The 12,987-nt window shown below is 65.0% G+C and carries 12 protein-coding genes; 5 read left to right on the forward strand and 7 right to left on the reverse strand.

All coding sequences use genetic code 11. From position 1 onward, the window contains the following. Window positions 1-5: 5 nt before the first annotated feature. The 3 genes from P0D73_RS32880 to wrbA are packed head-to-tail and all read right to left on the reverse strand — an operon-like array spanning window position 6 to window position 2,566. Window positions 6-1,424 (reverse strand): FAD-binding oxidoreductase, encoded by a 1,419-nt coding sequence (locus P0D73_RS32880; protein ID WP_408434612.1) that lies wholly within the window; start codon window positions 1,422-1,424, stop codon window positions 6-8. 54 nt (window positions 1,425-1,478) lie between these two features. Beyond that, window positions 1,479-1,967 carry a DUF2069 domain-containing protein gene (locus P0D73_RS32885; protein WP_408434615.1) on the reverse strand — a complete coding sequence of 163 codons (489 nt, stop codon included), beginning with the start codon at window positions 1,965-1,967 and terminating at the stop codon, window positions 1,479-1,481. Beyond that, window positions 1,964-2,566, reverse strand: coding sequence for an NAD(P)H:quinone oxidoreductase (gene wrbA, locus P0D73_RS32890; RefSeq protein ID WP_132373683.1), 603 nt, complete (start codon window positions 2,564-2,566; stop codon window positions 1,964-1,966). The genes P0D73_RS32885 and wrbA overlap by 4 nt, the downstream gene beginning before the upstream one ends. Window positions 2,567-2,685: 119 nt before the next feature. Between wrbA and P0D73_RS32895 the strand changes: the two genes are divergently transcribed. Next, on the forward strand, window positions 2,686-3,999 hold the full coding sequence (locus tag P0D73_RS32895) for a YihY family inner membrane protein (RefSeq protein ID WP_408180614.1): 1,314 nt from the start codon (window positions 2,686-2,688) through the stop codon (window positions 3,997-3,999). Window positions 4,000-4,043: 44 nt separating this feature from the next. On the opposite strand, the gene P0D73_RS32900 is transcribed toward P0D73_RS32895, so the two are convergent. The 3 genes from P0D73_RS32900 to P0D73_RS32910 all read right to left on the reverse strand — a co-directional run bounded on the left by P0D73_RS32900 (window position 4,044) and on the right by P0D73_RS32910 (window position 6,745). Beyond that, complete coding sequence (locus P0D73_RS32900; RefSeq protein WP_408434618.1) at window positions 4,044-4,364, reverse strand: Mpo1-like protein; 321 nt, start codon at window positions 4,362-4,364, stop codon at window positions 4,044-4,046. A gap of 180 nt (window positions 4,365-4,544) precedes the next feature. Beyond that, entirely contained in the window at window positions 4,545-5,378 is an 834-nt protein-coding gene (locus P0D73_RS32905; protein ID WP_408434621.1) for an alpha/beta fold hydrolase, read from the reverse strand. Then, the gene (locus P0D73_RS32910) at window positions 5,375-6,745 is read right to left on the reverse strand and encodes an O-acetylhomoserine aminocarboxypropyltransferase (protein ID WP_408434624.1); all 1,371 of its coding nucleotides are present in this window, start codon (window positions 6,743-6,745) and stop codon (window positions 5,375-5,377) included. The genes P0D73_RS32905 and P0D73_RS32910 overlap by 4 nt, the downstream gene beginning before the upstream one ends. 240 nt (window positions 6,746-6,985) lie before the next feature. Between P0D73_RS32910 and P0D73_RS32915 the strand changes: the two genes are divergently transcribed. From P0D73_RS32915 to P0D73_RS32930, 4 genes are all read left to right on the forward strand, one after another. Next, a complete protein-coding gene (locus P0D73_RS32915; protein ID WP_132373686.1) occupies window positions 6,986-7,447 on the forward strand; it encodes a CBS domain-containing protein in 462 nt (153 codons plus the stop codon). 280 nt (window positions 7,448-7,727) lie between these two features. Next, entirely contained in the window at window positions 7,728-9,665 is a 1,938-nt protein-coding gene (locus tag P0D73_RS32920; RefSeq protein WP_408434627.1) for an MFS transporter, read from the forward strand. 379 nt (window positions 9,666-10,044) lie between these two features. Beyond that, complete coding sequence (gene aroC, locus P0D73_RS32925; RefSeq protein ID WP_408292343.1) at window positions 10,045-11,145, forward strand: chorismate synthase; 1,101 nt, start codon at window positions 10,045-10,047, stop codon at window positions 11,143-11,145. Between the two features lie 53 nt (window positions 11,146-11,198). After that, window positions 11,199-12,677: a tetratricopeptide repeat protein gene (locus P0D73_RS32930; protein WP_408434630.1), complete on the forward strand. Its 1,479-nt coding sequence runs from the start codon at window positions 11,199-11,201 to the stop codon at window positions 12,675-12,677. 63 nt (window positions 12,678-12,740) lie between these two features. Here the strand turns inward: P0D73_RS32930 and P0D73_RS32935 are convergent. Further along, a partial coding sequence (locus P0D73_RS32935) for a 4Fe-4S dicluster domain-containing protein (RefSeq protein WP_408434633.1) occupies window positions 12,741-12,987 on the reverse strand: 247 nt, incomplete at its 5' end.

Here is a 12,987-nt window from a genome sequence, read left to right on the forward strand (position 1 = left end):
AGACTCTAGCGTAGCACCTTGCCCGGATTCATCAGATTCAGCGGATCGAGCGCGCGTTTGACGGCGCGCATCAATTGCACTTCGACGTCCTGCTTGTAGTGCATCGCCTCGTCGATCTTCAACTGGCCGAGCCCGTGTTCCGCGCTGATGCTGCCGCGATGCCGGTGCACGCTGTCGTAGACGATCTGGTTGATCGGGCTCTGGTATTGATCGAGGAACGTTTTAGCGTCGCCGCCCTCGGGCGCCTGCACGTTGTAATGCAGATTGCCGTCGCCGAGATGGCCGAACGTCACCATGCGCGCGCCGGGCACGGCCTGCGCGATCGCCGCGTCGGTTTCCTCGATGAAGTGGCCGATGCGCGAGATCGGCACCGCGATATCGTGCTTGATGTTCAGGCCTTCCTCGGCCTGGGCGAGCGGAATGTGTTCGCGCAGATTCCAGAACGCGCGCGACTGGCTGAGATTTTCCGCGACCACCGCGTCTTGCACCAGGCCGTCTTCGAGCGCCGTTTCCATCAGTCGCTCGAACAGGCCGCGTGCGTGCTCCTCGCTTTCGCTGTCCGACAGTTCGAGCAGCACGACTTGCGCGTGCGGCTCGGCGAACGGATAGCGCATCTGCTCGAAATGCCGGCCGACGAGGCGCAGGCAGAAATCCGACATCAATTCGAAGCCGGTCAGGAGCGGCCCGGCGATGCGCTGTGTGAGCGACAAAAAGTCGAGCGCGGCGTACGGCGACGCGAGCGCGGCGAGCGCCGTGACGCGCGCAGCCGGTTGCGGATGCAACTTGAGCACGGCGGCGGTAATGATGCCGAGCGTGCCTTCCGCGCCGATGAACAGGTCGCGCAGATCGTAGCCGGTATTGTCCTTGCGCAGTCCGCGCAGGCCGTCCCACAGTTCGCCTTGCGGCGTGACCACTTCGAGGCCGAGGCACAACTCGCGCGCATTGCCGTAGCGGAGCACGCCGGTGCCGCCCGCGTTGGTGGCGAGATTGCCGCCGATCGTGCAGCTGCCTTCGGCGGCGAGGCTCAAGGGGAAGAGGCGGCCGGCCTCGTCGGCGTGCTTCTGCACTTCGGCGAGCATGACGCCGGCTTCGACCGTGATCGTATTGTTGTGCGGATCGATGTCGCGCACCCGGTTCAGACGCCGCAAGCTGATGACCGCCTGCGCGCCGCTTGCGTCCGGCGTGGCGCCGCCGGCGAGTCCGGTGTTGCCGCCTTGCGGAACCAGCGCGATGCGATGTTCGACGGCGAGCTTCACGAGCGCCGCGACTTCGTCAGGCGTGGCCGGGCAGAGCACCGCGCACGCCGCGCCGGTGTAGCGGCGGCGCCAGTCGGTCAGGTACGGGGCAGTGTCGTGCGGAGCGGTCAACACCTGCGCGGCGCCGATGGCGTCGCGGCAGGCGGTGAGGAAAGCGGTTTGGGTCATGTTGGTCGGTCAGCGTATTCGGGCGGAAATGTCAGGTGAGGCGCAGCGTTTTCGTCAGCCGGTGGTGTTGGGCCGCTTTGCGGGCTGGTTGGCGGCCTGTTTTGCAGCCCGCTTCGCCGCGCGTTTGAACGGCGCGACGTAGGCCAGCGTGCAGACGAAAAAGACCACGGAGAGTGCGGCTTCCAGCCAGCCGAGACCGGCGCTCAGCCCGCGGTCGCTCCAGCCGCGCACAATGCCTTCGGCAAAATACAGCAGGATCAGCATCGACGCCCATTGCAGCGTATAGAGCTGGCGCCGCCAGACGCCGGGCAGCGCGAGCAGCAGCGGCACAGCCTTGAGCACGAGCGACGAACCGCCGGGACGCAGCGGCGCGAGCCACCATTCCCACGCGACGGACAGGGCGATCAGCGCCACCAGGGCAGTGGTGGCGCCGAACGCGGCAGCGCGATTTCGCGGCACGGGCATGGCGGTTGTGGTCACGGGCGCCTGCGTTGCGGTGTCGGCGTCAGACGCGGCGGCCGGTTGGGCGTGCGGCTCGCTCACGGCCTTTCGCTCATGGATGCCGCCGTGCGCGCGACGCGTGCACCGAGCGCGATGGCGAGCGTCTTCTCGTCCGCCGAAATGCCTTGTTCGGCGCTGCCCGCGCGCGCGAAATGCGACGCGCCGTACGGAGTGCCACCGGTTTGCGTGGTGCTCAGCGCGCTCTCCGTGTACGGAATGCCGACGATCAGCATGCCGTGATGCAGAAGCGGCAGCATCATGGAAAGCAGCGTCGATTCCTGGCCGCCGTGCAAACTGCCGGTGGACGTGAACACGCAAGCGGGTTTGCCGGAGAGCGCGCCGGAAAGCCACTGCGGCGTGGTGCCGTCGAGAAAGTATTTGAGCGACGCGGCCATGTTGCCGAAGCGGGTAGGCGAACCGAGCGCCAGACCGGCGCATTCCTCGAGGTCACGCAGTTCGACGTAGGGCGGGCCCTCGGCGGGAATATCGGGCTGGGTCGCTTCGCAGACGGTGGACACCGCCGGCACGGTACGCACGCGCGCCTGCATGCCGGGGACGCTGTCGACGCCGTGCGCGATCGCCAGCGCGAGCTCGCGCGTGGCGCCGTGACGGCTGTAATAGAGCACGAGAATGTCTTTCATAGGCCTCATCGGTGAACGGGTATTATAGGGGCTGGGTCCGCTCCACAGGCCACCCATAGCCGTTCGGCCAGGTCTCGCGCGGTCCTGAAACACCGGTACACGAAGCAAGGAGGTGGGGTTTGTTGTCCAGGGTGCGTTTCGATCTCGACACGCTCAAACGGCTCGCGCAATTTGCCGCGCAGCGCAGCAGCGAAGACCGCATTCCGCAGGTGGCTGGCAGCCTCACGTTCACCACCATGCTCTCGCTCGTGCCGCTCGCCACGGTCGCGTTCGCGCTGTTCACCGCGTTTCCGATCTTTGCTTCGTTCCAGATGTCGCTGCAGATTTTTCTTGCCGACCATCTGATGCCCGCGCAGCTCAACAGTCAGATCTTCAACTATCTGAACCAGTTTGCTTCGAAGGCGAAGGGCCTCACGACCATCGGTATGATTTTTCTGTTCGTCACCGCCGTGATGACGATGATGACGGTCGAATCCGCCTTCAACGTGATCTGGCGCGTGCGCAAGGCGCGGCCGATCGCGCAGCGCATTCTGGTGTATTGGGCGATCATCACGCTCGGGCCAATTCTGATCGGCGTGAGTTTGTCGATTTCATCGTACCTGTTCACGCAATCCATGACCTTCACGGCGGCGCAACGCATGACGCCGGTCATCGAGTGGGCGCTCACCGGCGCCGCGCTGCCGCTCACGGCGCTCGCCTTCACGATTCTCTACGTCTACCTGCCGAATTGCCGGGTGGAGTGGCGCGACGCGGTGATTGGCGGCGTGACCGCGGCGATCGCCTTCGAACTGGCGAAACGCGGCTTCGGGTACTACGTACGGCGCATTCCGACCTACACCGCGGTGTACGGCGCATTCGCGGCCGTGCCGCTGTTCCTGGTGTGGATGTACCTGTGCTGGTTCATTACGCTCGCGGGCGCGATGATCGCGTCCGCGTTGCCGGCCATTCGCATCGGCCAGTTTCACCGGCCCACTTTCGAGGGCAGCAATCTGTTCGACTCGCTCGAACTGCTCGCACGGCTCTCGGAAGCGCGTGAAGCAGGCAAGCGCGGCTATACCGTACCCGAACTTTCGCGGATGCTTCGTCGCGATATGGACACCACGATCAACCTGCTGCAAAAGCTCGAAGAGATCGAGTGGATCGCGCGCTTGCAGGAGGATGGCATGCGTCCGCATTTCCTCCTGCTGGCGAATCCGGCGCAAATCACGGTCGAGCGCCTGTTCGCGCTGTTCGTGATCGACCGCGCGGAACTCGAGTATCAGCTCCAACTGGCGTCCACCCGCGTGGATGGGCAGATGTTGCTGGCGGCGCTGGAAAACGACAAGCTGAAAGTCACACTCGCCGCGTTGCTGGCGGCGCGCGCGGCCGCTCGCGCGGCGCGTGCCGAGCAGAGCGAATCCGGTACGCCTTCCATGCCGCATCAGGCGGCTTGAGTCGCGCGGAGTGCGTACTGGTCGGCGCTGAAGCTACCGCATCGCTACAACGAAATCTTCCCGACGCAGATGTCCTTGAACATCACCCAGTCGCCCATCAGGCTATAAACCGGATGCCGGAAGGTAGCCGGCCGGTTCTTCTCGAAGAAGAAATGCCCGACCCAGGCAAAGCCGTATCCGCAGATCACGGCAGCGGGCAACCATAGCCAGTCGCCGGTGGCGAGCGCCATGGCGAGACAGCCGATCACGCCGAGCGATCCCACGAAATGCAGCCGCCGCGAGACCGTGTTGCGATGCTCGCTCAGGTAGTACGGATAGAACTCCGCGAAACTCGCGAAGTGATCGGTGTGCGCGGTTTGAGCCATCACGGCCTCCGGATTGCGACGCTTCTCGATGCTTCAGCGTGCGCGCCAACAGGCCAGACACACGCGCTCGAAGCAGGACAGGCTTGATCCATTGTGCGGCTATCGGGCGACGCGCGCAACCTGGCCGTTCGGCCGATGGCGCGCCGCTCCTCACGCGGCTATCGTGACGACTCGCAACGTTTATCGGATCTCGCGAGGCGCACCGGAAGCGAAGCTGAAGAGGGCGTCGAGCGTGGCGTCCGGTTGCTCGGTCATGAGCGCGTGGCCTGCTTCGAGCGTGACCGTGTCGACCGGTACACCGGCTTGCGCCAAGGAGCCAGCAAGCGTTTTGGCCGCGCGCGGCGGTGTCATCGCATCGCGCCGGCCGACGATCAGGCGTGCCGCACAGCGCACCTGCGCGGCGCGGGTGAGGCCGTCCGCGTAGCTGTTGCAGGCGGCGAAGTCGGTGTGGAACAGGTTCGGCTCGCCGCTTGCCGAGACACGCTCCATCAAGCGCTGGTTCATGCCGTGCAGCCAGAAGCCGGGGCCGGGGCAGGAGGGTTTGGCTGCAAAGGTCGAATGCGACCACTCGTTGACCATGCCGATCGCTTCGGGCTCACGGTGCAAGGCGGCGTCGAGCAAGGCGTCGGAGACGGCCATCGGTATCGCCGTGGCGAGCAGGGCGAGGTGGGTTGCCCGCTCCGGATAGCGGCCGGCGAAGTCGAGCGCGATCAGCGAGCCCATGCTGTGGCCGGCCACGAAAGCGCGTTGCACGCCGGCCGCGTCGAGCAGCGCGGCGAGCCAGTCGGCCATGGCCGGCACCGTGGTCAGAGCCGGGCCTGCGCTGCGGCAGTGGCCGGGCAGATCCACGGCCAGCACGCTAAAGCCGTGATGCGCGAAGTAGCGGGTTTGCAGCGCCCACACGCTGTGATCGTGCTCGGCGCCGTGGATGAAGACGGCGGTCGGCAGGCTCGCATCGAACGGTTTGCCGCCGGTGTAGGCGTAGGCGGGTTTGCCTTGAGCAGTGAGGATCATGCGGACTCCGGGCGAGGTTGGGCAGCCGTGCCGGATGCACCGGATACACCGGGTGCGCCGCCGCGCGGCGCGCCCGAACCGCTCGCTTTCTGCGCGGCCTTCAGCGCGCGCTTGAGGTCGTCGATCAGATCGTCGGGATCTTCGAGGCCGATCGAGAGGCGGATCGTGCCTTCAGCAATGCCGGCCGCGGCGAGTGCGGCGGCGTCCATGCGAAAGTGCGTGGTCGATGCGGGATGAATCACCAGCGAGCGCGCGTCGCCCACGTTCGCGAGATGCGAGAACAATGAGAGCGCTTCGATGAAGGCGCGTCCGGCGGCGCGGTCGCCGCGCAGATTGAAGCTGAACACCGCGCCGGCGCCGCGCGGCAGCAAGCGTTTCGCGAGCGCGTGGTCCGGGTGCGTCGGCAACTCCGGGTAGGCGACGGATTCGACCGCCGCGTGACCGGCGAGAAATTCGACCACGCGGCGCGTATTGGCGACGTGCCGCTCCATCCGCAAAGGCAGCGTCTCGATGCCTTGCAGCAGTTGCCACGCGGCCTGCGGATGCAGGCATGCGCCGAAGTCGCGCAGGCCTTCGCGGCGCGCTCGCAGGAGGAACGGCGCGACGGTGCTTTCCTCGCTGAACACCATGCCGTGAAAGCCGTCGTAGGGCTCGGTGAATTCGGGAAAGCGCCCCGAGGCTTCGAAGTCGAAGGTGCCGCCGTCCACCAGCACGCCGCCGATCGTCGTGCCGTGGCCGCCGAGAAATTTGGTGGCCGAGTGATAGACGAAGTCCGCGCCGTGTTCGAACGGTTTGAGCAGATAAGGCGTGGTGAAGGTCGAGTCGACTAGCAGAGGCACGCGATGCTCATGCGCGATCTGCGCCACGGCGGCGATATCGAGCACGTCGAGGCCCGGATTGCCGAGCGTCTCGCCGAACAGCAGCCGCGTGTTCGGGCGCAGCGCGGCGCGCCACGCGTCGAGGTCCCCGGGCTTGACGAAGGTCGTCTCGATACCGAAGCGCCGCAACGTGTAGTGCAGCAGATTGTGCGAGCCGCCGTACAGCGCGCTGGAGGCAACGATATGCGAGCCCGCGCCCATCAGCGTGGCGATGGCCAGATGCAAGGCCGCCTGGCCGCTCGCCGTGCCGATCGCGCCCGCGCCGTTTTCCAGTGCGGCGACGCGTTCCTCGAACACTGCTACGGTCGGGTTCGAGATGCGTGAATAGACGTGACCGGCGCGCTCCATATTGAAGAGCGCCGCGGCGTGGTCCGAGTCGCGGAACGAAAACGAGGTAGTCTGGTAAATCGGCGTGGCGCGCGCGCCGGTTGTCGGGTCGGGAGCGGCGCCGGCGTGCAGCGCAAGCGTGTCGAAACGGTTCGCGGACATGCTGGGCGGCGGGGCCACGGACGGCCTCGCGAAAGGTGAAAGTGGCGGCCATCCTATCACCGGCATGCGGCGCTTCAAGCGCGGTTTTCCCGATGCGCGTACGCTCGGAATTACGGGTTCGAACCTGCGAACGCCCGCTGCGCCTTGGTGGGCGGGCCGCTTTCCTTTTATGGGTCTTTCCGCTAGGATCGAAAAACATCGATGCATTACCAGCTTAGCGGGCATTACGGGAGACAAATCATGCGAGTCAGCGACATCCTCAAAGTCAAAGGCAACACCCTATTCACGGTCACGCCGGATACCACGCTGCACGACGCAGTCAATGCCATGGCCGAGCACGACATCGGCTCGCTGGTGGTGATGGAATACGGCGACCTCGTCGGCATGCTGACGTTCCGCGAAATCATTCTGACGCTGAGCGAGAACGGCGGCAGCGTCGGCACCTCCACGATCCGCAAGGTCATGGACGACCATCCGCTCACCTGCACGCCGGAAACGGATGTCAACGAAGTCCGCCGCATGATGCTCGAACATCACGTGCGTTATCTCCCGGTGATGGAAAGCCGCACGCTGATGGGTGTGATCTCGTTTTACGACGTCGCCAAGGCGGTGGTCGAAGAGCAGGGTTTCGAAAACCGCATGCTCAAGGCATATATCCGCGACTGGCCGGAAGAACAGCAGGACCAGCAGCCGGCGCGTTAATGCGCGGCGATTCACTGCGACGCGCTAGCCGTTGCTGTGAGCGCGAAGAGGCAGTCAAGGCGCGCGCGAAAGCGTGCGCTTTTTTTGTGTCCCGCGCTGGGTTTGGCCTCATGTCCTGCCTTGTATCCGGTCCTTGGGCTGGCTTGATGCCAAGGCCGGTGCGAACTCGCGTAATCGCTTTGCAGTCCGGCGCCGCGTGCCGCCCGCTGACACGCCCGCGCGCGACACCGCGCATGGAGCTTTCTTCTTTGTCGTTCTTTTAGCCTGTTCACGGAACTTCATGAGCGATCGTCCGTTACCTGCCGCCCGCCGCGCCGCCCGTCAACAAGAAGCGCACGAATCCCAGTTCCGGCTGCTCGGCCAGCGTCGCTTCGCGCCGTTTTTCTGGACCCAGTTCCTCGGCGCGATGAACGACAACGTGTTCAAGATCGGCTTCACGTCGCTCGTCACGTATCAGGCGGCGCGCTTTTCCGGAGTCGATCCGAAAACGGCAGCGTTCCTGATCTCGGCCATCTTCATTCTGCCGTTCGTGCTGCTGTCGGCCACCTCAGGCCAGATCGCCGACAAGTACGACAAGGCGATGCTCACGCGCTTCGTCAAGAGCTTCGAAATCGTGGTGATGCTGATCGGCGGCGCGGGTTTCTGGCTGCATAGCGCACCGCTTTTGTACCTGTGCACGTTTCTGATGGGCGTCCATTCCACCGTGTTCGGACCGGTCAAATACTCGTACCTGCCGCAGCATCTGTCGAAGGCGGAACTGGTCGGCGGTAACGGCATGGTCGAAATGGGCACCTTCGTGGCGATCCTGATCGGCACGATTGTCGGCGGCGTGGGCGCTGGTTTCGTCGAACACGGCGCAGTGGTGCTCGCCTGCGCGTGCGTCGCGATCGCGGTTGTAGGGCGCGCGGTGTCGAGCTTCGTGCCGCTCACGCCCGCGCCGCAAGCCGATCTGCGGATCAACTGGAATCCGGTCAGCGAAACGTGGCGCAACCTCAAGCTGGCGCACGAAAACCGCACCGTGTTTCTGAGTCTGCTCGGCATTTCCTGGCTGTGGTTCGTCGGCGCGATCTTCCTGTCGTCGTTTTTCAGCTTCGCGAAAAATGTGCTGTCCGCCGATCCGGACGTCGTGACCGTCCTGCTCGGCACCTTCTCGATCGGCATCGGCCTTGGCTCGCTGATGTGCGAAAAGCTCTCGAAGCGGCGCATCGAAATCGGCCTCGTGCCGCTCGGCTCGATCGGCATGAGCGTGTTCGCGATCGATCTATTTTTCGCGAGCCACGCGCTGCCGCTGCCGGGGCATTTGCTGAGCGTCGGCGAGTTCATCGTGCGGCCGGCCCACTGGCGCGTGCTGGCCGATCTGTTCCTGCTCGCCATGTTCGGCGGCCTCTACAGCGTGCCGTTGTATGCGCTGATCCAGAGCCGCAGCCAGCCGAGCCACCGTGCGCGCATCATCGCGGCGAACAATATTCTGAACTCGCTGTTCATGATCGTTTCGTCGCTGATGGCCGTCGCCCTGACCTCGGCGGGCTTCGGCATTCCGGCGATTTTCCTCGTCACCGCGCTGCTCAATATCGTCGTGGCGACCTATATCTACTCGCTCGTGCCGGAGTTTCTGCTGCGCTTCATCGCCTGGGTGCTGGTGCACACGTTCTACCGGATTCGCCTCGTGCATGCCGAGCGGATTCCGGAAGAGGGCGCGGCCGTGCTCGTGTGCAACCACGTGAGTTTCGTGGACGCGATCGTCATCATGGCCGAGAGCCCGCGGCCGATCCGTTTCGTGATGGACCACCAGATCTTCAAGACGCCGTTCGCCGGCTGGGTGTTCCGTCACGCGAAGGCGATTCCGATCGCGCCGGCGCATCAGGATGCGCAGAAGCTGACGCGCGCTTATGAGCGCTGCGCGCAGGCGCTTGCCGAAGGCGAACTGGTTTGCATCTTTCCGGAAGGCAAGCTCACCCGAACCGGCGACATGAATCCGTTCCGTCACGGCGTGACCGAGATCATCCGGCGCACGCCGGCGCCGGTCATCCCGATGGCGCTGCGCGGCCTGTGGGGCAGCGTATTTTCGCGCGCCAACGACGCGCGCTGGCCGCGGCCGATCCATAAGGGCGTCATGAGCCGTCTCACGCTGGCGGTAGGCGAGCCGATCGAGCCGGCGTTGGCGACACCTGAAAAGCTGCAGGACATCGTCACCGAGTTGCGCGGGGCGCGGAAGTAGCGCGGCCGGGGTGCTGAAGCTCGGTAGCAGCACCACGGGAACCGAAAACGTGACCGCACGGGCAGAGAGAGCTTGCGAAAGGTGGCGGCATGACCGCGCGGCTAGGGTAGGCGGTGCGCAATATCGGCGCGGAAGTTCCCGCCTTGCGATGTTTTGCGCACCCGCCAGCTGCGTGACTGACCAGGCAACAGGCGACGCAAGCGTCTTGGGCGACTATTCCTACCCGGCATAGCGTACGTCCCGACAAGCCAGGTGATCCGGCGGGAAGCGGCCGCGCATGCACACCCTGGCCGATCGGCCAAAACGACCGCGCGGCGCGGTCCAGCCGCCACGAGGCTGGCATAATACTGCTTTCCCCGCATTTCTTTGGACGACGCCCATGTCCGGCAACACGCTCGGTACGCTTTTCACTGTCACGACCTTCGGCGAATCGCACGGCCCCGCTATCGGCTGCGTGATCGACGGCTGCCCGCCGGGCATGGCGCTTAGCGAAGCGGACATCCAGTTCGAACTCGACCGCCGCAAGCCTGGCACGTCGCGCCACGTCACGCAGCGCCAGGAAGACGACAAGGTCGAGATCCTGTCGGGCGTGTTCGAAGGCCTGACCACCGGCGCGCCGATCGCGCTCATGATCCGCAACACGGACCAGCGCAGCAAAGACTACGGCAATATCGCCGACACGTTCCGCCCGGGCCATGCCGACTACACCTACTGGCAGAAATACGGCATCCGCGACTATCGTGGCGGCGGCCGTTCATCGGCACGTCTCACGGCGCCGACGGTGGCCGCGGGCGCAGTCGCCAAGAAGTGGCTGCGCGAGAAGTTCGGCACCGAGATTCGCGGTTATATGGCCGCGCTCGGCGAGATCGACGTGCCGTTCGTCGACTGGGTGCACGTGCGCGAGAACCCGTTTTTTGCGCCCAACGCGGAGATCGTGCCGCAACTCGAAGCGTATATGGACGCGCTGCGCAAGGAAGGCGACTCGATCGGCGCGCGCATCAACGTTGTGGCGTCCGGCGTGCCGGTCGGCCTCGGCGAGCCGCTGTTCGATCGTCTCGACGCGGACATTGCGCACGCCATGATGGGCATCAACGCGGTGAAGGGCGTCGAGATTGGCGCGGGCTTCGCCAGCGTCGCGCAACGCGGTTCGGTGCATGGCGACGAATTGACGCCGGAGGGCTTCGTCGGCAATCACGCAGGCGGTGTGCTCGGCGGTATTTCGACCGGACAGGACGTGACGGTGTCGATCGCGATCAAACCGACTTCGAGCATTCGCACGCCGCGCCGCTCGATCGACAAGGCGGGGCAACCGGTCATCGTCGAAACGTTCGGACGGCATGACCCGTGCGTCGGCATTCGCGCCACGCCGATCGCCGAATCCATGCTCGCGCTGGTGCTGATCGACCATGCGCTGCGCCATCGCGCGCAATGCGGTGACGTCGCCGTCAGCACGCCGAAGATCGCGGCGAGCGCGCCTTAACGGGCCTGTTTCAGGCGTCTCTGTACCTGTTCTGCGTGAGCAGTGCCGTCTCTATGACCGATCTCAATTTCGGGCCGTCAGCGAGCCACCTCGCGGGCCTGCGTGCGCGTGCCGCCGCGCCCGATGCCGCCGCCGGCGATTGCCTGGCGTTCGGTCAGGCGCTGTTGCAACACGCCGGCCGTGACAAGGCGAACCAGCGCGAGGCACTTGCTGCACTGGTGCGCGCCTATCAACTCGATCCTTCCTGCGAACCCACGCTGCTGCATACGATTGCGCAAACGGCCTTCGTGCTACGCGACTGGCCGCTGGTCGACTCGGCCACCAGCCTGCTGCTCTCGCGCGATGCCGAAGACGCCAACGCGCTGATCTGGCGCGCGGCGGCCGTTCAGCAACGCGACGACTTCGCCACGGCCGAGGCGCTGTTGCGTGAAGCGGTGCGTGTCGTTCCCGGCAATCCGGTGGCGCTTCACAAGCTGGCGTTGTGCATCAAGGAGCAGGCGCGGTTCGGCGAGGCCGAGGCGTTGCTGCGGCAAGTCCTGACGCTCTCGCCGGATAACGCCCATGCATTGTTCGATCTGTCGGAACTCGAGATTCGTAGCGGACGTGTTGCCGAAGGCTGGGCGCATTACGAGTCGCGTATCGCGTTTGCAGCGGGCGAATTGAATAACGCGCAGCAGGCGCTCGCGGCGATCAGCGCGCATTGGCAGGGCGAATCGCTTGCGGGCAAAACGTTGGTGGTCTACGGCGAGCAAGGCAATGGCGATTGCCTCTGGGCGGTGCGCTTTCTGCCGCTGCTGGCCGAGCGGGCGCGGCGCGAGGGCGGCCGGGTGATTTTCGGCCATGACGGACCCTTGCGGCATTTATTCGAACGGATGCTGCCCGCCGATTTGCCTCTCGAAACGAGCCTGGAGACACAGCCGGATTTTCACTGCGGGCTGATGAGCCTGCCGCTGCGGCTCGGGATTTTCGGCGCAACGGGATGGGGCGCGCCGTACTTAAGCGCTGATCCAGCGCGTGAGCAGACATGGCGCGAACGAGTCGAAGCGCACACGGCCGGCAGGCAAGGCAATCGCAAGGTCGGGCTGGTGTGGAACGGCAATCCGGACCATGTTCGCGACATGCGGCGTTCGGTGCCTGTCGAGCAAATCGAACCGCTGTTGAACGTGCCTGGCGTGAGCTATTTTGCGTTGTCGCCGGGGCGCGGGGAGACGGTTGCGCAGTGGCGCGCCAAGGGTCTCGGCGTCGTGGATCTGACGCATCATTTTCAGTCCGGCTTCGACGATGTCGCGGCGTTGCAGACGAATCTGGATATGGTGGTTACGATCGACAGCGGGCCCGCGCACCTGGCGGGAGCGCTCGGCGTGCCGACCTGCTTGATGATCGATCACGTGTCCGCCTGGTTTTGGGGCGATGGCTCGCCGGAGACGGCGTGGTACGACTCGGTTGAACTGGTTCGACAGCCGCGCGTCGGCGACTGGGCGCCCGTTGTGGCGAAGGTGCGCGAGCGGATTGAAGCGGTGGGGCGGCGTTGAGTTTTTTGCCTTCACAGCGCGAGCATTCAGAAGCAGGCGCTGCGAAGGCAAGTGAAGCATCGATCACATGTTCGGATAGTTCGGACCGCCGCCACCTTCAGGCGTGACCCACACGATGTTCTGCGTCGGGTCCTTGATATCGCAGGTCTTGCAGTGCACGCAGTTCTGCGCGTTGATCACGAGGCGCTCGCTGCCGTCGTCGTTCTTCACGAACTCGTACACCGCTGCCGGGCAATAGCGCGATTCCGGACCGGCATAGGTCTGCAAGTTCACATTCACCGGCACCGACGGATCTTTCAGCGTCAGGTGC

The organism is Paraburkholderia sp. RL18-101-BIB-B (assembly GCF_046026985.1).
In the GTDB taxonomy this organism is placed as follows: Bacteria; Pseudomonadota; Gammaproteobacteria; order Burkholderiales; family Burkholderiaceae; genus Paraburkholderia.